Genomic DNA, 18,305 nt, shown 5'->3' with positions numbered 1-18,305 from the left:
CTGGTTCCCTTCCACGTGTTGGTTTACATCAATTGAACGCAGCAGTGTAGCTGCTATTTATTACAGGTTTTATTACAAAGTCGCCAACCCCACAACCAAAAAATCACCGCGCCGCCGGCTGCGACCGAAGGTAAGACCTCTACCTGATTGGCAAACAGTATGGTTGCTGTCAGTAGCAAAGTGGCGCCAATACCGAGCATGTAAGTGGCGCGTGAATGACGTTGCCGTGTTTGCAAATAACCATGATAGTAAGCATCGAGCCGTTGGTTGATTTGTCGCCCTTGACGCAATCCGTCATACACCAGCTCTGGGATCTCGGGTAGCTTCTCAGCCCAAAATGGCGCTTTCTCTTTGACCGCAGCCCACACCGCTTGTGGCCCCACTTGCTGTTTCATCCACGACTCTAAAAACGGCTTGGCCGTGGTCCAGAGATCCAACTGCGGGTAGAGCTGACGCCCCAGTCCTTCGATGTAGAGCAAGGTTTTTTGTAACAGTACCAGCTGTGGCTGCACTTCCATATTAAAACGGCGCGCGGTGTTAAATAGGTTCAATAAAACATTACCGAACGAGATTTCGCACAGCGGTTTTTCGAAAATAGGCTCACATACGGTGCGGATGGCAAACTCAAAATCATCCACATTGGTGTCATGCGGCACCCAGCCAGAATCGACGTGCAACTCAGCGACTTTGCGATAATCACGGTTAAAGAACGCGATAAAGTTTTCCGCCAAATAGCGTTTATCGTCGCGATTTAAGGTACCGACAATTCCGCAGTCCAGTCCAATCCACTGCGGGTCATGCGGGTGTTCGTAGGAAACAAACACGTTGCCCGGGTGCATGTCCGCATGGAAAAAGCTATCTCGGAATACTTGGGTAAAGAAGACCTCAACCCCGCGCTCGGCGAGCAATTTCATATCAGTGCCATTCGCTTCCAGCGCTTCGATATCCGACACTTGAATACCATAGATACGCTCAGACACCATCACGTCTTTGCGGCAGTAGTCACTGAATACTTCAGGCACATACAGTGCGGAGTCGTTTTCAAAGTTGCGGCGCAGCTGAATGGTGTTGGCCGCTTCGCGCATTAAGTCCAGCTCATCAAGCAAGGTTTTTTCATACTCGCGGATCACTTCAACCGGCTTTAACCGACGAGCATCAGGCAGAAAACGCGCCACCAGCCGTGCCACGCGATACATCAAGCGCAAGTCAGCTTGAATCACCGGCAAGATATCAGGACGAATCACCTTCAGTACCACTTCACGCCCGTTCGATTTTAAGGTGGCAGTGTGCACTTGCGCGATCGACGCGGAGGCGAGTGGGTTAGGATCAAAGTCGCTGAACCAGGTCTCCAGTGGGCCACCCAGCGAGGCTTCGATTTGCGCCTTGGCTTTGTGGCCATCAAACGGCGCGACTTTATCTTGTAGCTGAGCCAACTCATTGGCGATATCGGCGGGAAAAAGATCACGGCGCGTCGACATCATCTGCCCAAGCTTCACCCACACCGGGCCCAAGCTTTGCAGCGCCAAACGTAGTCGCTCACCCACCGGCTTATCGGGGTGCTGGTTTTTCAACCAAAACAAAGACTGCCGCCCCAGGTGCGCTAAGCGGGTGATCGGCTGCTTAGGCAACAAGGCGTCTAACCCATAAAGCAGCAGGGTGCGAATAATAAAATATAAACGACGAATTTCACTGAGCGTCATTAGGACTCCATCCGTTCAGCCAACTGCTTAAAACGCGCCTCAAGTCTGGCAACATCACTGCGGATCTCATCGACTTGATCCGAAAAGTAAGCCACTTCCAATGGTCCCGGCGCCACGCGCCATTCTTCGGTTAATACCTCGCCAAGGTAGCGCTGCTGACGCGAGGCAAGTTGGTTCGCTTGCTGCCAGCGCTTTTGGGCGTGACTCACCACAGTATGTGCCATCACATCCCCCATATAGGGCGAGAGCCACTCGGCAATATCAAACTGCAACCCGCTGAGCAGTTGTGAGAATTGCTGGGCGACATCGATATCGCCATCAAGCGTCAGCTGATCGGCTTTGATCAGCGCGGTAATATTGGCTTTTTGTTGCAGTTTAGGCAGCGCGGCAAGCGAGAGAGAGAGTGCACAGTCAGGCTGTGCTTCGTAGTGGCTGAGCACATCCACACGTTGGCTGAACGCGAAGACAAATTGCTTATTCCACTCTTGCAAAGAAACGCGAATCGTACGGCCTTTGAGGCGCGCCAAACGGCGCTGGCTATCAGCATCGCGTGTGATCACGCCATTTAATGCTGTCTCCAAGGCGGCACACACGAGAGAATCAAAGGCCATACTGGCTCCTTAGAATTTAAATCCGCGGTGCAGGGCGACAATGCCACCGGTCAGGTTGTGGTAGCTGGTTTGTTCAAACCCGGCTTGTTCCATCATTCCTTTTAATGTTTCTTGATCAGGGTGCATGCGAATCGACTCGGCCAAGTAGCGGTAGCTATCTGGATCGTTGACAATAAGCTGGCCCATTTTCGGCAAGACGTGGAATGAGTAGGCGTCATACACTTTGGAAAGCGGCGCGACGACTGGTTTAGAGAATTCCAAGACCAACAGACGTCCCCCCGGCTTGAGCACACGGAACATCGAACGCAAGGCCGCATCTTTATCGGTGACATTACGCAGGCCAAACGCGATGGTGATGCAGTCAAAGTGATCATCGGGAAATGGCAACGCTTCTGCGTTCGCTTGTACGTAACTGACATTGCCTACAATGCCTTTATCACGCAGTTTGTCTCGGCCCACTTTCAGCATGGAGTTATTGATATCGGCGAGTACCACTTCTCCGCTCTCACCGACCAAACGCGAGAATTTGGCGGTTAAATCGCCCGTTCCACCGGCTAAGTCGAGAACTTTCTGCCCTGCGCGCACGCCACTGCAGTCAATGGTAAAACGCTTCCATATCCGATGGATGCCCATCGACATGACGTCGTTCATCAGATCATATTTTGCGGCCACCGAGTGAAATACATTGGCTACCATGCTTTCTTTTTCTTGGCGTTTAACTTGCTGAAAGCCAAAGTCGATGGTCTCTTGGTCCTGATGCGTTTGTTTATCTGTCATGTTAATCCCCTAACGTGTTGGCCCTAGTTTACTTTATCGCCCATCCGGACTCCAAGCGCGGGACCAAGTTTCTTCTATTTGTTCACAGACGAAATGTCAGACACCGGATCGTCTTCATCTGCGCCTTGGGGAGAAAAAGAGGTTAATGCCGCATTCGCAAGCGCTGGACTGATATCGCGCTTTACCTCGACGCCAAGGGCTTTAAAGCCCTCGGCTTGGCGAAGAATATTGCCTCGACCTTGGCTGAGCTTATTCATCGCGCCATGATAGCTGTCGTTCGCTTTACCCAATGCGCTCCCCAACCCTTCCATGTCGCTGACAAATAAACGTACCTTGTCGTAGAGCTTACTGGCTTTATCTGCAATTTGTTTGGCGTTCTGATTTTGATATTCGTAGCGCCAAAGGTTATTGATGGTACGCAACGCCACCAGCAAGGTGGTGGGGCTGACTAACATAATATTGTTATCCATCGCCTCACGAATCAGACTAGGATCGGCTTCAATGGCAATTTGGAACGCAGGCTCCACAGGGATAAACATCAACACATAATCCAGCGTCTTCACGCCATGCAGTTGGTGATAGTCTTTGCGTCCAAGGCCACGGATGTGGGCGCGGATCGCTTGCACGTGGTCTTTCAACGCCGCATCTTGCTCGACAATGGACTCCGCATTGTAATAACGCTCGTAGGCCACCAATGCCATCTTGGCATCGATCACCACATCTTTGTCTTGCGGTAATTTGACAATCACGTCCGGTTGATAGCGTTTGCCTTGCTCATTCTCAAGGTTCACTTGAGTATGGTATTCATGCCCTTCACGCAAACCGGATTCTTCTAACACTCGCGCCAACACCACTTCGCCCCAGTTACCTTGCTGTTTGTTATCCCCTTTAAGGGCTTGGGTAAGGTTATGGGCTTCGCGAGTCATATCTGCGTTTAATTGCTGCAGATTTTTGATTTCATGAATGAGGGTATGACGCTCTTTGGCTTGTTCGCCAAAACTGTCGGTTACTTGCTTTTTAAACCCTTCTAATTGCGATTTCAGCGGCCCGAGTAAGGTCTCGAGACTCATTTTATTTTGCTCGTCAACGGAGTGAACTTTTTGTTCAAACACTTGATTGGCCAGCTGTTCGAATTGGGCGCGTAAGCGTTCCTCTGCATTTTCGAGCAATGCTTGTTTTTCTTGCGCAGCGTGTAATTGTTGTTCTGCACTCGCTTTCACCTCACGAAGCTCAGCCAGTAATTCGGCCTTTTCGTCCCGCAAGCTATCAAGTTTTTGCTCCAAACTTTGGTTATGTTGACGCAGCTGCTCCAGCTGTCGCAATTTTTCGGCTGCCGACGTGAGCTTACCGTAGTAGTGGCGTAGCTCTTGGCTTAAACGATCACGCTCAACATCCAAGTTATCCAGCTCTTGCTGTTGATGTTCCTGTTGTTGTTGCCAGTGTTCGCGTTGTGCCTCAAAGGCTATTTGCTGCCGATCTTGCTGCGCCTGATACCAATGTTGGTATTGCGCGAGCACGCGTCGATGCACCGCATAACCGAGCACACAGGTACCGCCCGCCCCGAGTAAAAACGCAATAAAATGCAATGAGGTTAACGACAAGCCATCCAGCATAGCGAGGTCTCTATTTTACAGTCAGTTATGTCAGCAAAGGCTAATCGCACACTGGATAAATGTCCAGTCTATCTCAGAGACACGGGATCCCGTAGACTGCCTAAAAACACTGGCATAACCGCAAGGACGCAGCATGCATGATGAGCGCAAGGCGCTGATATTCGCCCTATCAGCCGTCTTACTTTGGTCGACCGTCGCCACCGCATTTAAGATAACGCTACGTTATATGTCGCCCATACAGATGCTGGCCGCCGCCAGTGTCGTCTCTGTGGTGATCCTACTCGTCATTGCCGCGCTCCAAGGCAAATTGGGCGCTATCTGGCCAACCTTTCGCGCGCGACCGGGTTACTACCTCGTATTGGGACTCGTCAATCCACTGATTTACTACTTAGTCCTGTTTAAAGCGTACGATCTATTACCTGCCTCATTAGCGCAGCCTTTAAATTACAGCTGGGCCATTACCTTAACGTTGATGGCAGCGCTTTTCTTAGGGCAGACGATTCGTCGTCAAGATTGGATTGCTGCGGCATTGGGGTATTTCGGCGTGGTGATTATTGCCACCAAGGGACAATTATTTTCGCTGCAATTTGATAGCCCATTAGGGATTGGGTTGGCATTATTATCGACACTACTATGGGCAGGGTACTGGATATTAAATACTAAAAACGCTGCCGATCCTGTAGTCGGGATATTATTAAGCTTTGTCCTTTCGCTACCCATTTCTCTTACTTTGGCGGGGCTAACCGCATCATGGCAAGGCATTCCATGGCAAGGGTGGCTCGCGGTGAGTTACGTCGGTCTTTTCGAAATGGGCGTGACATTTATGCTGTGGCTTAGCGCAATGAAATATACTCAGAATACCTCTCGGATCAGTAATCTGATATTTATATCACCGTTTATTTCGCTGCTATTACTCGCCACCATTATTGGTGAGACCATTCATCTAAGCACGTTAATTGGTTTGATGTGTATTGTGGTGGGATTATTAATTCAACAGCGCACAGGCAAGCGTGGCAAACCGTCCGCTGCCAGTGCGTCGTCATAGTCATTCATGTAAAGCTCAGTGGCGTCACCTTATGGGCGCCACAATCACACAGTGTGGACTAAGGGTTAGCCAACTTTACGCTGTGTCATGTACTGATAGAGCTCGTCAGCAGAGAGTCCATCTTGCAGTAAGCCTTGAGTGATTTCTTCAATGCGCTCAGAACGGCGCTCTTCAATCACAGAATTAAATTGGTAAACCAGTTCACGCAAGTATTTCAGTGGCACTTGACGTGCAGCACTGCGTACACGCTCTTCACTTTGGCTACCTAATTCTTGCAGTAATTTGCCAAACATGATTTTTTCTGGCGATTCCTCAAGTTGTTCGAGGACGCGCGCCATTTCGATTGTCGATAATGACATAGTGTGTAACTGACCTTTGAGATAAAAACGAAAAGGAATGAGCGTTAATTCGATTTGCTTAGTAAATATACTCCGAACCACGCACTTTTAGCAAAATAAAAAAACGCTGGCCGGAGCCAGCGAAAAGGGATGATGGGTTGTCGAGACCCCTGCGTTTTGCACGTCTTATTATACTTTGCCAACTGAGACGTTGTTTTTATTGATTTTCTTACCGTTTTGCCGTTGCTGCATGCCATTGCTTCCCAACTGGGGACCATAAAATCACGAGACCGGGCAACAAGAGCCACATATGCACTGTCATCAGATCGCTGGCCGATAACCCCAAGCGCTGGGTTAAGCTGACCAAAAGCCCTGCGCCACTCATTTGGAACAATCCCAGCAAGGCTGCCGCTGTGCCAGCACGGTCAGAAAATGGGGCTAAAGCGGCGCCGGCTGACGCGCCTAACACCCAAGCAAAGCCAAATGATGAGGTAAAAATCGGCAACATAAAGGCCCAAGGCGTCGCAATAGAGCTTAATGCCAACATCAGCCCACCCGAGCCTACCAGCATCATCAAGCCAATATTGAGCGCACGGCGGCTACCAAATTTTTCCATATAGCGCGGCGCTAACATCGCCGCGGCAATGTTTAGTGCCGCGTTAGCACCAAACCAAAAAGTGAAGCTGTTCATGGAAATACCGTATCTATCCATCAGTAATACAGGCGCGGAGGTGACATACGCTAAGATCACCGCCATGGCCAGCATGCAAAGGATGATGTGGTAGGTAAATGTTGGTACGCGTAGCACTTGCCAATAACGGCGTACGCTAAATAGGCGACCCGAGGTGTCCGTGTGCGCAGGGCGTGTCTCGGGCAAAAAGACCATAACTAATACCAACCCTAATACCGCATAACCGAGCATAAAGGTGAAGTTAGCGCGCCAGTCAAAGACTTGGGTAAGCCAGCTCCCCAATAGCGGCGCCAAGGCAGGAACAAAGCAAATCGCGCCATTAAGATAGCTAATCATATGGCCGCTGCGCTCAGCACCGAATCGGTCACGCACCGCTGCAAATGCACACACGGAAGTCGCGCACGCGCCAAAACCTTGCAGCAAACGCGCCACCAGCATCATATCCATCGAGGTGGCGAGCCACGCCATCAAAGAGCTCAGTCCATAGAGCAGTATGCCAATGACGGCTACAGGTTTGCGACCAAAGCGATCAGCCAACGGCCCAGCGAACAGCTGACCTAAGCCTAAGCTAAACATAAACCAAGTGATGGTGTCCTGTACCAACGTCGGGTTAACGTTAAAGTCCCCCGCCATATGCGGCAACGCCGGTAAATAAATATCAATCGCCATCGGGCTAAACAGCACCAGTAACACCATTAAGGCGACCAGTAAGCGATTCGATGTCGGTGAATCAGTGTGTGACATTGGTTACTCCTCTATACAGGCACGCAGTATAGTGGCTTCAGGATATGAACCATAATGGTTTATAGTAAAAGCAGTTATTCCTAAGGAGAATACCTGTAATGGATTTGGACCAGCTGCAGCGCACCGACCTTAATTTATTGGTGTGCTTACATGTATTGTTGGAAGAGTGTAATGTCACGGGGGCGGCAAAACGCCTGCATTTAAGCCAATCGGCAGTGAGTAAAAACTTAGCCCGACTAAGAGCGCAATTTAACGACCCGCTTTTTACGCGAGCGGCCCACGGGCTCAAACCCACCGTTCGGGCGCAAGCCTTACAGGCAAAATTACGGGCTTTACTCAATGATGTTGCGGCGATGACCGAGCCGGACCACTTTCAACCACACTTGAGTGATCGCTGTTTTCGCTTTGCCCTCGTCGAGAGCGCCTACCCATTGCTACTGCCACAGTTTATTGGCGATATGCTGGAAGCGGCTCCAGCTATCACCCTCAATACCGCTGCTTGGGATCAAACTACCTTTGATGGCCTCGCCCGCGGCAATATCGATTTTGGTATTACCGGTAAAGATTTAAATCCCGCCGATGCCATGCTGACCCTGATGCCGCCCAAAGGTGTACGCTACCAAGAGCTTTGCCAAGATCACCAGTGTGTGTTGATGCGCGCCGATCACCCGGCACTCAAGGGTCCATGGGATGAAGCGCGTTATCTTGGACTGCGACATGTACAGGTGAAGTGTGATGGGAATGACCGCTGGCTGTTGGACTATAAACTGGCAGAGCGTAATATTGAGCGTGACATTGCCATGTACGTGCCAGATTTCAACAGTGCGGCGAGCCTGTGTACCTATACCGACCTGGTGTTTACTTCACCAAGCCAGTTTGCGCATTATATTGCCGCGTCGCTCAATTTGGTGGTAAGGCCGTTACCGACGCCAATACCGCCGATGGCGTACACCTTGTTTTGGCATCAAAATCAAGAAAATGACCCGGGGCATCAATGGCTGAAAGCCTTGATTATTTCACGCTGTCAGCAATTTAGCCCAGCAAAATTGCAGCCTATCGCCAATCGCGCTAGGGTCTAACCCACTGGTTTTTTGCGCGTGGCCGAACATGGCAAGTTCACCCCATACAAAGAAGGAAGAATAATGGACGCGACCCTTACCAAGCGTATTGAGCAGCTAAGACACTGGCTGGCTCAACACGATTATGACGCCCTACTCATCCCCCATGAAGACGAATACCTCGGTGAGTATGTGCCTGAGCACAACGAACGCCTCCACTGGGCGACCGGCTTTACCGGCTCAGCAGGCGCCGCGGTGATCACCCGCGACAAGGCAGCGATTTTTGTTGATGGCCGCTATGTGGTTCAAGTCCGTAAGCAAGTTCCCGCTGGCCTGTTTGACTACTGCCACCTGATTGATGAGCCACCGGTGCAATGGGCCCAGCAACAATTGCCAAAAGGTGCCAAGCTGGCTATCGACGCTCGCATGCATAGCGCTGCTTGGTACAAACGTACCCAACGCGCGTTGGATGGGGCTTTGACATTGGTGAGTGTTGAGCAAAACCCGATTGAAAGCTTGTGGGACGATCGTCCCGCCCCGCTTAATAGCCCTGCCATTTTACTGGGTGAAGAGAAAACCGGCCGCGCCAGCTTAGATAAACGTCAAACCATTGGCCAGCAGTTAGCCGATCAGAATCTTGATGCCGCGGTACTCACTCAACCAGATGCCGTCTGTTGGCTGCTCAATATCCGTGGTCGCGATATCCCACGTTTGCCCGTGGTACTGACCCAAGCGATTATCAAGCAATCCGGTGACGTCACCGTGTTTATCGACCCTGACCGTCTCCCCGAAGGCTTTGATGCACACGTGGGCCAAGGCGTGAGTGTCGCGCCCCCTGATAGCCTGGTTGATGCCCTGCAAGTGCTGAGCGGTCAACGTGTATTGGTCGACCCAAACGGTGCCAATGCGTGGACACTGGACACGCTCCAACAAGCGCAAGTCACCGTGGTGGAAGCGCAAGACCCATGTGCGCTTGAAAAAGCGGCCAAGAACCCGCAAGAAATCGCCGGTATGCGTGCCTGTCACGTGCGCGATGGTGTTGCCGTGACCCGCTTCTTGGCGTGGTTTGACCGTCAAGTCGACGCCGGTGAACGCCCTGATGAAGCCGTGCTCGCGGACACCCTGTATCAATTCCGCCAACAAGACGATCAACTGGTCGACTTAAGCTTTGATACCATTTCCGCCGCCGGTGGCAATGCGGCCATGTGTCACTATAACCACAACAATCAGCCTAAACCGAGCGTGATTGAGAGCAACAACGTCTACTTGGTCGACTCAGGCGGTCAATACTATGACGGCACCACCGACATTACCCGTACCGTGCCGGTGGGCGAATGCAGCGCTGAGATCAAAAAGGCCTTCACGCTGGTGCTTAAAGGGCATATTGCGCTGGCCACTGCGCTGTTCCCGAAAGGCACCTCAGGCAGCCAGCTTGATGCCTTAGCACGCCAGTATTTGTGGCAACACGGCTATGATTTTGACCATGGCACCGGTCACGGTGTCGGGCATTTCTTGGACGTGCACGAAGGTCCGCAGCGCATTTCCAAAGCGCCCAATAGCGTCGCGCTATTGCCAGGCATGGTGGTGTCAAACGAGCCGGGCTACTATCGCGCCGACGCGTTTGGGATCCGGATTGAAAACCTCGAGTTGATTGAAGAAAAGCCCACCGAGGGTGACATGACAATGCTCGGATTTGCCTCACTCACGCGTGCACCGATCGATCGTCGTTTGGTCGATGTGAGCTTACTCAGCGAGGCGGAAATCCAGTGGTGGAATCGCTATCATCAAACCGTGTGGGATGAAATCAGCCCGCACCTCGATGATCAAGACCAAGCTTGGTTAAAACAAGCGACCGCGCCACTAAGCCGTTAAGTCGCGTCTTCACCGAGTATGAAAAACAAAAAGCGTCCGATTGGACGCTTTTTTTATTCCCCTTTCAGGGCTTTCTCGACCGCTTTGGGCGAAAAGCCGCGCAAGGTGGTATCGCCAATGCAAATCACCGGGACACCCCGCGACCCTGTTGCTGCCAGCAGCTTCTTGCCTTTGGGCGTGGCTGTATCGACAACACGATAACGCAGCCCTTTTTTATCCAAGTAAGCTTTGGCCGCCTCACAGTGAGGACAGCGTGGACCTACATATACAGTAATACGTTTCATGCCCGCATTGTCGCTAACCCACTGCCGTTTGTGAAGCCATTTGCGCCTGACGCGCGATATCGTAGATGTTATCCCAATCTTTCCATACCACCTCAAAACCGAGGGCTCGGACGCTGGCGGCCACCTCTGCCGCGCTACGTTCATCACTGATGGCAAACTGCTCTAATTGTGGCTCAGGGTTCGCATAGCCGCCCGGTTGGGTTTTTGACGCCGCGGATAGGCTCGTGACGCCAAGGGGTAACACATTGTCGCGAAAGTGGGGGGACTCTCGTGTCGATAGCGACAGCTCTACCTGCGGATTCCACAACCGATAGGCACAAATCAGCTGAACCAGCTGCTTGTCCGTCATCACCGATTTCGGCTGTAACGCCCCCGCGCAAGGACGTAAGCGCGGAAAAGATAGCGAATAGCGGCTTTGCCAGTATTGCTTTTCCAGATAATCCAGATGCTGGGCGGTAAAAAAGCTGTCGGTGCGCCAGTCCTCAAGGCCAATCAAGGCGCCGAGACCGATCTTATCGACCCCTGCTTGTGCCAACCTATCTGGGGTTTGCAGCCGGTAGTGAAAGTCGGTTTTATTCCCGCGCTTGTGGTGTTTCCCATAGGTTGGAGCGTGGTAGGTTTCTTGGTAAACCATCACCGCATCCACACCCTGTGCCACCAAGGCGCGATATGCCTCGGTATCCAGCGGCTGCACCTCCATCGCCACATGATGAAAGTATCGCTTCACCAAGGGTAAGGCGCGGAGAAAATACTCGAGCCCTACCTTGGTTTCATGCTCACCGGTCACCAATAGCACACTGTCAAAGCCCATTTTTTTGATCGCTTCACACTCGGCGGCGATCTCGGCTTCATCCAGCGTGCGCCGTTTGATTCGGTTTTCCATCGAAAAACCGCAATAGGTACACACGTTGGCGCATAAATTGGAGAGATACAGCGGAATATAAAACCCCATGGTGTAGCCAAACCGCTGCCGCGTCAGCGCCGCAGATTGCTGAGCCATGGCCTCAAGGTAGGCTTCAGCGGCAGGACTTATCAGGGCAGCGAAGTCGTCCAAATTGCGCGAAGATTTAGCCAGCGCCCGCTCGACATCTTGGCGCGTTTTGCTGTAAATCGAAAGGCGATGATGATCCCAATCGAGTGCCGCCCACCGCTCAGAAAAGCTCATCACGCCTCCTTAGCGTCAAGAAACGCGGTTAAGGGGCTAGACGCGTGGGCGTGATTGTGTGTGCCCGCCAGCCCAGCGCGATACGCACAGCGTCCTGCTTCAACCGCTTGTTTAAACGCTGCGCCCATGGCAATCGGATCGCCAGCCGCGGCAATGGCGGTGTTGACCAATACCGCATCAGCGCCGCGCTCCATCGCTAACGCCGCATCTGACGGTGCACCAATGCCGGCATCAATGATCACCGGCACGCGAGCTTGCTCGATAATGATGTCGAGAAACGCCATTGAGGCCAGCCCTTGGTTGGATCCAATCGGTGAGCCAAGGGGCATCACCGCCGCGCATCCCACCTCTTCCAAACGCTTACACAGCACAGGATCGGCATGACAATATGGCAGCACCACAAACCCCTCATCCACAAGCGTTTTCGCCGCTTGAAGGGTTTCAATCGGGTCAGGCATCAAATATTTGGGGTCGGGGTGAATTTCCAGCTTCACCCAATGCGTTCCCAATGCTTCTCGGGCAAGACGCGCGGCAAAGACCGCTTCTTGCGCATTTTTCGCCCCTGAGGTATTGGGCAGCAGGCGTACACCGAGCTCGCGCAGCGGCGTTAGAATATCGTCTTGTGTGGCATGCACATCGACTCGCTTTAGCGCCATGGTGACCAGTTCAGTACCACTGGCCGCCAGTGATTCGGCCATGGTCTTGCGACTGGCAAACTTGCCGGTGCCGGTTAACAGCCGAGATGAAAACGTCGTATCCGCAATGGTTAACATAATTATCCTCCGGCAATCGCTTGAAAGACCGCCAAGCTATCGCCAGCGGTGAGTGACGTGGATGACCAAGCATCACGCGCAATAATGGTCTGATTTAGCGCGACAGCGACCGATTGGGCCGGCACCTTCATCTCCTCAATCAGTTGCGCGACGGTCTTGGCATTGACCTCTGTAGGCGTGTCATTAATGATTAACCGCATCATTTACCTCCCGCATTGGCTGACAAACCGCACAGTGCGGATGAACGGGCAGCGAAAAGTGCTGCCATGTCATGGCTTGTCCATCCAGTCGTGACAAGCGATTGGTACCGACCGCCTGCCCTAATAACAGTTTTATTCCTTCCAACGCTTGCGCGGTGGCCATCATACCGACCACAGGTCCCATTACCCCAGCTTCAGAACAGCGCGTGGGTTCAGAAAGCGTCACGTCTGCGAAGGCGCACGCATAACATGCGCTATGCGGTTGATAAACCAATAACTGGCCTTGCCAACCGATCGCCGCTGCGCTCACCAAGGGTGTACCAGCCTCTACACAGGCTTGATTGACTGCATGGCGAGTAGCGAGATTATCACTGCAATCAAGGACCACATCCGCCATCGCCACTTCAAGCGCCAGACGCTCACCTTCTAGATAGGCATTGATGGCTCGGCACTGGCAATGTGGATTCAGCGCGACCAAGTTAGCGGCTAGCGCTGCGGCTTTATCGGTGCCAATTTGCTCATCCCGATACGCTACCTGACGCGCCAAATTAGATAGCTCAACGTGGTCCGAGTCAGCAATCGCTAACTGACCCACGCCAGCGCCTGCAAGATAGAGGCCCGCGGTGGTTCCAAGCCCACCGGCACCGACCATTAACACGCGCGCCTTGCTCAGTGCCTGCTGCCCGCACTCTCCAACTTCTGGCAGCATGATTTGCCGGCTATAACGCAGGTATTCACTGTCCGATAGCATCACGCCCTCCTTGCTGTCTTGATGGATTAAGACAGCGGTTAAATGCGTCAATGCGCGCCGCTAAATCAGGCGCTTGCGTCACGGCGCGGACCACCGCAATGGCCTCCACACCAGTGCGCCAAACGTCAGGGGCTCGGTTGAGATCAATACCGCCAATCGCCACCGTCGGGAAGCGGCCATCCACAGTCGCCACCTGCTGCGCTAACGCAGAAATGCCTTGCGGCGGCTCGGCGAGCTGTTTGGTAGTGGTGGGAAAAATATGGCCGATGGCGAGATAACTGGGCGAGAGTTCAACCGCTGCAGCGAGCTGTTCGGGACTGCGCGTCGAGACGCCAAGGCGCACGCCTTGTCGTGCGAGCCGATCAAGATCCGCCTCTTGTAAGTCTTGCTGCCCCAGATGAACGCCATAGGCGCCAGCCTCAAGCGCGAGCTGCCAGTGATCGTTGATAAACACCTGCGCATGGTGCGCGCGGCCCAATGCCACCGCACGCTGTATCCAATCTAGCAATTGTGGATGCGCTGGCTGCTTCACACGCAATTGCACGGTTTTCACCCCCAAGCAAAGCAAGCGTTCGAGCAAATCCACATCGTCCACTACCGGATATAATGGGCCTATACCTTCAGACATAGGCGCAAATGGGGTCAGGCTCATGACTCCACCTTATCGCTGTCCGCTACCTCAGCGCCTTGTGGTGACGAATGATGGGATTTTTGCAGGTAGAGCTCACTGCCCTTTTCTCGAAACTCTTGCGATTTTTGCTGCATGCCTGCTAACGGGTCTTCCAGCATAGTGACATCAATCGCTTCACCCGCGGCGGCATAGCCATTTTCTTTGGCATAATCTCGGACTTCTTGGCTGATTTTCATGGAGCAGAATTTCGGCCCACACATGGAGCAAAAATGCGCGACCTTGCCGGACTCTTGAGGCAGTGTTTCATCGTGATAAGCACGCGCCGTCACCGGATCTAAAGCAAGGTTGAACTGATCTTCCCAGCGGAATTCAAAGCGCGCTTTGGAAATGGCGTTATCTCGCACCTGCGCGCCCGGATGTCCTTTGGCTAAGTCGGCGGCGTGCGCGCACAACTTGTAAGTAATCAGTCCGGTTTTAACATCCTCTTTATTGGGCAGACCCAGATGCTCTTTGGGCGTGACATAGCAAAGCATCGCACACCCAAACCAGCCAATCATCGCCGCACCAATCCCGGAGGTGATATGGTCGTAACCAGGCGCGATATCAGTAGTCAGCGGGCCTAAAGTATAAAAAGGCGCTTCATGGCAATGGGTGAGCTGCTCGTCCATGTTCTCTTTGATCATGTGCATGGGCACATGGCCGGGGCCTTCAATCATCACCTGCACATCGTATTCCCATGCCACCTTGGTAAGCTCGCCCAGAGTACGTAGCTCACTGAATTGCGCTTCGTCGTTCGCGTCAGCCACTGAGCCGGGACGTAACCCGTCGCCTAGTGACAGCGATACATCATAGGCGGCACAAATCTCGCAGATTTCACGAAAATGGGTATAGAGGAAGCTTTCTTGATGATGCGCCAAGCACCATTTGGCGATAATCGACCCACCACGCGAGACAATCCCAGTCACGCGATTGGCGGTCATGGGCACATAGTGCAAACGCACTCCAGCGTGAATGGTAAAATAATCGACCCCTTGCTCGGCTTGCTCTATCAAGGTATCGCGCATCACTTCCCAAGTCAGGTCTTCGGCAATGCCATTCACTTTCTCAAGCGCCTGATACATAGGCACAGTGCCAATCGGGACTGGGCTATTACGTAAAATCCACTCGCGAGTTTCGTGGATATTGCGTCCGGTCGACAAATCCATCACCGTATCCGCGCCCCAACGCGTCGCCCACACTAATTTTTCAGTTTCTTCTTCAATGGAGGAGCTCACCGCCGAGTTACCAATATTGGCATTCACTTTCACCAGAAAGTTACGCCCAATGATCATCGGCTCCGCTTCTGGGTGGTTAATGTTGGCAGGAATAATCGCACGCCCTTCAGCAACTTCTTGGCGCACAAATTCGGGAGTGATGTTTGATGGCAAGTGAGCACCAAAGCTTTCTCCTGGATGCTGGCGGTTTAGTTGCTCTTCACGATACTGCTGGCGACCCATATTTTCCCGAATAGCGATAAATTCCATCTCTGGAGTGATAATGCCTTGGCGTGCGTAGTGAAGTTGGGTCACACACTGGTTAGGTTTCGCCCGACGGATAGACGGTAAGGCACTAAAGCGAAGATCATCCAAGGTTTCATCACTAAGGCGAGTCTTTGCATAGTCTGAGCTCACTGCATCAAGAAACTCTGTATCGGCACGTTCATCAATCCAGGCTTTGCGCACTGGAGCTAAGCCTTGGTAAATATCGATAGCACTCTGTGGGTCGGTATAAGGCCCTGATGTGTCATAAACCCGAATGGATTCATTGGCTTCATACTGCGGATTATCTTTACTCCCGCCTACAAAAGTTGGAGACAGATGGATTTCTCGCATGCCTACGCGAATATCGGGTCGCGATCCCTCGACATAGACTTTTTCCGAGTTAGGGTAGGTTTGCGCAGAGAGGGAATCGATAAAAGATTTGGCCTCAAGACGGGCCTGTTTACGGGTCGACATAGCATTACTCCGGTGTTCATTATGGGAATTAATGCTTGCCGGAAAACGCTGAATTGAGATGTGAGCAAACTGGCAGACGCGTACGGTCTGTGATCTGATGCATCTCTTGTTCCCTTCGCTGGTCCTAACCAGATCAGGTTCAACGGATCCCACTTCACGTGGTCTCAGCCAATTGGCACTCCGACAAGTTCAACGCCAGTATAAGAAATCACCGCCGCAACAACAAGCGACGTAATGGCATGTTTTTACCTACCCAGTAATGCGTCCTAGCAACCAAGCCCCCATCGCGGCCGCTCCTAAGCATAACGCAAGGTTGAGACCCACGTTTAACAAGGCTTTCACCGTCTCACCATGTTGAAAAAGAAGCAAGGTATCCACTGAAAAGGTCGAGAAGGTGGTGAACGCGCCCAAAAAGCCAATCGCAATCAGTTGACGCCAAGGCACTGGGGCAATCAGCTCTTGGCTCATCGCCGCTAAAAAGACCCCCATCGCTAATGAGCCCAGGACATTAACCATGAGAGTGCCGTAAGGAAATCCTCGACCAAACACCGCGACGCTCCACTCTGAAACTAAAAAACGCGAAGACGCCCCTAATGCGCCACCAAGTCCTACCCACAATATGCTTACCACTGGGTGCTCCTTTCGATTGGTAAAAAGTCATCATACCGCGACATGTGAACAAGAAACAGGAGGAAGAAAAAGGGAAGAGGGTTAGGAGTGCTAGAAGCTTGATGATTCACATACAAAAAAGCATCGACAATGTCGATGCTTTGGTATTTGGCAGGGGTAGAGGGATTCGACCGGGCTGGCGACCCAGCCCCCAACACGCCTTTTTTGTCGTTTGCATGTTCACATCGACCCTTAATCGGGTGACGAGAAGCTTGATGATTCACATACAAAAAAAGCACCGACGATGTCGATGCTTTGATGTTTGGCAGGGGTAGATGGATTCGACCGGGCTGGCGACCCAGCCCCCAACACGCTTTTTTGTCGTTTGTATGTTCACACCTACCCTTAATCGGGTTACGAGAAGCTTGATGATTCACATACAAAAAAAGCACCGACGATGTCGATGCTTTGGTATTTGGCAGGGGTAGAGGGATTCGAACCCCCAACACGCGGATTTGGAATCCGCTGCTCTGCCAATTGGAGCTATACCCCTGTAGATAGGTGCCTATTGTAGCGATCCCGCGACAAATTACCACCACCAATTACGCTTCAGACGTTTGATCGCTTATTTATAAAGCAAACCGCCCCAACGACCCAATAACAAAAAAACCCTACTAAAATTAGCAGGGTTTCTAAGTAGTGGCGGAGTGGACGGGACTCGAACCCGCGACCCCCGGCGTGACAGGCCGGTATTCTAACCAACTGAACTACCACTCCGCACCAATTCTGTATGATTAAAGGCTTATATCTCTTTGCTTTAATCAATTGTATTCAAAGCCTGGCGATGTCCTANAACCCGCGACCCCCGGCGTGACAGGCCGGTATTCTAACCAACTGAACTACCACTCCGCACCAATTCTGTATGATTAAAGGCTTATATCTCTTTGCTTTAATCAATTGTATTCAAAGCCTGGCGATGTCCTACTCTCACATGGGGAGACCCCACACTACCATCGGCGCTGCTTCGTTTCACTACTGAGTTCGGCATGGAATCAGGTGGGTCCAAAGCGCTATGGTCGCCAAGCAAATTCGGTAATCTAGAAAGCTGTTCGTTCTCGCCACAATCAACTGGCTTTATTTCAAGTCCAACCCAAAACCTCTTGGGTGTTGTATGGTTAAGCCTCACGGGCAATTAGTACAGGTTAGCTCAACGCCTCACAGCGCTTACACACCCTGCCTATCAACGTCGTCGTCTACGACAACCCTTTAGAGAGCTCGAAGCTCTAGGGATGACTCATCTCGGGGCCAGCTTCGCGCTTAGATGCTTTCAGCGCTTATCTGTGCCGAACTTAGCTACCGGGCAATGCGTCTGGCGACACAACCCGAACACCAGCGGTTCGTCCACTCCGGTCCTCTCGTACTAGGAGCAGCTCCCCTCAATCATCCAAC

16 protein-coding genes, 2 tRNA genes, 2 rRNA genes, 1 pseudogene and 1 riboswitch are annotated in these 18,305 nt (G+C 52.2%); of the genes and pseudogenes, 3 read left to right on the top strand and 18 right to left on the bottom strand.

Annotated features, from left to right (window positions below):
- Nucleotides 1–53 precede the first annotated feature (53 nt).
- The 4 genes and pseudogenes from ubiB to rmuC all read right to left on the bottom strand — a co-directional run.
- On the bottom strand, nucleotides 54–1,700 hold the full coding sequence (gene ubiB, locus BZJ17_RS03485; protein WP_077639791.1) for a ubiquinone biosynthesis regulatory protein kinase UbiB: 1,647 nt from the start codon (nucleotides 1,698–1,700) through the stop codon (nucleotides 54–56).
- On the bottom strand, nucleotides 1,700–2,311 hold the full coding sequence (locus tag BZJ17_RS03480) for an SCP2 domain-containing protein (RefSeq protein ID WP_069588232.1): 612 nt from the start codon (nucleotides 2,309–2,311) through the stop codon (nucleotides 1,700–1,702). The genes ubiB and BZJ17_RS03480 overlap by 1 nt, the downstream gene beginning before the upstream one ends.
- Nucleotides 2,312–2,320: 9 nt before the next feature.
- Complete coding sequence (gene ubiE, locus BZJ17_RS03475; protein ID WP_069588234.1) at nucleotides 2,321–3,088, bottom strand: bifunctional demethylmenaquinone methyltransferase/2-methoxy-6-polyprenyl-1,4-benzoquinol methylase UbiE; 768 nt, start codon at nucleotides 3,086–3,088, stop codon at nucleotides 2,321–2,323.
- A 158-nt stretch (nucleotides 3,089–3,246) separates the two neighbouring features.
- Nucleotides 3,247–4,701 (bottom strand): annotated as a pseudogene (gene rmuC / locus BZJ17_RS03470) (DNA recombination protein RmuC); the annotation flags it as partial.
- Between the two features lie 133 nt (nucleotides 4,702–4,834).
- Here rmuC and BZJ17_RS03465 point away from each other — a divergent pair.
- Nucleotides 4,835–5,746 (top strand): DMT family transporter, encoded by a 912-nt coding sequence (locus tag BZJ17_RS03465; RefSeq protein ID WP_069588236.1) that lies wholly within the window; start codon nucleotides 4,835–4,837, stop codon nucleotides 5,744–5,746.
- Nucleotides 5,747–5,811: 65 nt separating this feature from the next.
- On the opposite strand, the gene BZJ17_RS03460 is transcribed toward BZJ17_RS03465, so the two are convergent.
- Nucleotides 5,812–6,105: a hypothetical protein gene (locus BZJ17_RS03460; RefSeq protein ID WP_069588237.1), complete on the bottom strand. Its 294-nt coding sequence runs from the start codon at nucleotides 6,103–6,105 to the stop codon at nucleotides 5,812–5,814.
- 208 nt (nucleotides 6,106–6,313) lie between these two features.
- Entirely contained in the window at nucleotides 6,314–7,519 is a 1,206-nt protein-coding gene (locus tag BZJ17_RS03455; protein WP_077639789.1) for a multidrug effflux MFS transporter, read from the bottom strand.
- Between the two features lie 98 nt (nucleotides 7,520–7,617).
- On the opposite strand from BZJ17_RS03455, the gene BZJ17_RS03450 reads away from it, so the two are divergent.
- Complete coding sequence (locus BZJ17_RS03450; protein WP_077639788.1) at nucleotides 7,618–8,598, top strand: LysR family transcriptional regulator; 981 nt, start codon at nucleotides 7,618–7,620, stop codon at nucleotides 8,596–8,598.
- Between the two features lie 63 nt (nucleotides 8,599–8,661).
- Nucleotides 8,662–10,449 (top strand): aminopeptidase P family protein, encoded by a 1,788-nt coding sequence (locus BZJ17_RS03445; protein ID WP_077639787.1) that lies wholly within the window; start codon nucleotides 8,662–8,664, stop codon nucleotides 10,447–10,449.
- A gap of 53 nt (nucleotides 10,450–10,502) precedes the next feature.
- Here BZJ17_RS03445 and BZJ17_RS03440 read toward each other — a convergent pair whose 3' ends face one another.
- From BZJ17_RS03440 to BZJ17_RS03380, 12 genes are all read right to left on the bottom strand, one after another.
- Nucleotides 10,503–10,733 (bottom strand): glutaredoxin family protein, encoded by a 231-nt coding sequence (locus tag BZJ17_RS03440; protein ID WP_069361819.1) that lies wholly within the window; start codon nucleotides 10,731–10,733, stop codon nucleotides 10,503–10,505.
- Between the two features lie 13 nt (nucleotides 10,734–10,746).
- A complete protein-coding gene (thiH, locus tag BZJ17_RS03435; RefSeq protein ID WP_077606789.1) occupies nucleotides 10,747–11,898 on the bottom strand; it encodes a 2-iminoacetate synthase ThiH in 1,152 nt (383 codons plus the stop codon).
- Nucleotides 11,898–12,671: a thiazole synthase gene (locus tag BZJ17_RS03430; RefSeq protein ID WP_077639786.1), complete on the bottom strand. Its 774-nt coding sequence runs from the start codon at nucleotides 12,669–12,671 to the stop codon at nucleotides 11,898–11,900. Before BZJ17_RS03430 ends, thiH begins: the two co-directional genes overlap by 1 nt.
- A gap of 2 nt (nucleotides 12,672–12,673) precedes the next feature.
- Nucleotides 12,674–12,874, bottom strand: a complete 201-nt coding sequence (gene thiS, locus BZJ17_RS03425; RefSeq protein ID WP_077639785.1) for a sulfur carrier protein ThiS — start codon at nucleotides 12,872–12,874, stop codon at nucleotides 12,674–12,676.
- Nucleotides 12,855–13,622, bottom strand: a complete 768-nt coding sequence (locus BZJ17_RS03420; RefSeq protein WP_077639784.1) for a HesA/MoeB/ThiF family protein — start codon at nucleotides 13,620–13,622, stop codon at nucleotides 12,855–12,857. The genes thiS and BZJ17_RS03420 overlap by 20 nt, the downstream gene beginning before the upstream one ends.
- Nucleotides 13,606–14,274 carry a thiamine phosphate synthase gene (gene thiE, locus BZJ17_RS03415; protein WP_077639783.1) on the bottom strand — a complete coding sequence of 223 codons (669 nt, stop codon included), beginning with the start codon at nucleotides 14,272–14,274 and terminating at the stop codon, nucleotides 13,606–13,608. The genes BZJ17_RS03420 and thiE overlap by 17 nt, the downstream gene beginning before the upstream one ends.
- Nucleotides 14,271–16,247, bottom strand: coding sequence for a phosphomethylpyrimidine synthase ThiC (gene thiC, locus BZJ17_RS03410; protein ID WP_069586807.1), 1,977 nt, complete (start codon nucleotides 16,245–16,247; stop codon nucleotides 14,271–14,273). The genes thiE and thiC overlap by 4 nt, the downstream gene beginning before the upstream one ends.
- A gap of 93 nt (nucleotides 16,248–16,340) precedes the next feature.
- Nucleotides 16,341–16,440, bottom strand: a riboswitch (TPP riboswitch).
- 56 nt (nucleotides 16,441–16,496) lie between these two features.
- Nucleotides 16,497–16,877: a fluoride efflux transporter CrcB gene (gene crcB / locus BZJ17_RS03405; RefSeq protein WP_069586806.1), complete on the bottom strand. Its 381-nt coding sequence runs from the start codon at nucleotides 16,875–16,877 to the stop codon at nucleotides 16,497–16,499.
- Between the two features lie 455 nt (nucleotides 16,878–17,332).
- Nucleotides 17,333–17,409: transfer RNA gene (locus tag BZJ17_RS03400), tRNA-Trp, on the bottom strand.
- A gap of 147 nt (nucleotides 17,410–17,556) precedes the next feature.
- Nucleotides 17,557–17,633, bottom strand: a tRNA-Asp gene (locus BZJ17_RS03395).
- Between the two features lie 191 nt (nucleotides 17,634–17,824).
- Nucleotides 17,825–17,940: ribosomal RNA gene (gene rrf, locus BZJ17_RS03385) — 5S ribosomal RNA — on the bottom strand.
- Between the two features lie 87 nt (nucleotides 17,941–18,027).
- Nucleotides 18,028–18,305 (bottom strand): 23S ribosomal RNA (locus tag BZJ17_RS03380); the annotation flags it as partial.

This window comes from Salinivibrio sp. IB574 (assembly GCF_001996205.1).
Classification (GTDB): Bacteria; Pseudomonadota; Gammaproteobacteria; order Enterobacterales; family Vibrionaceae; genus Salinivibrio; species Salinivibrio proteolyticus.
The sequence above is the reverse complement of the archived record's forward strand: the minus strand, read 5'-3'. Positions and strand labels throughout refer to the sequence as shown.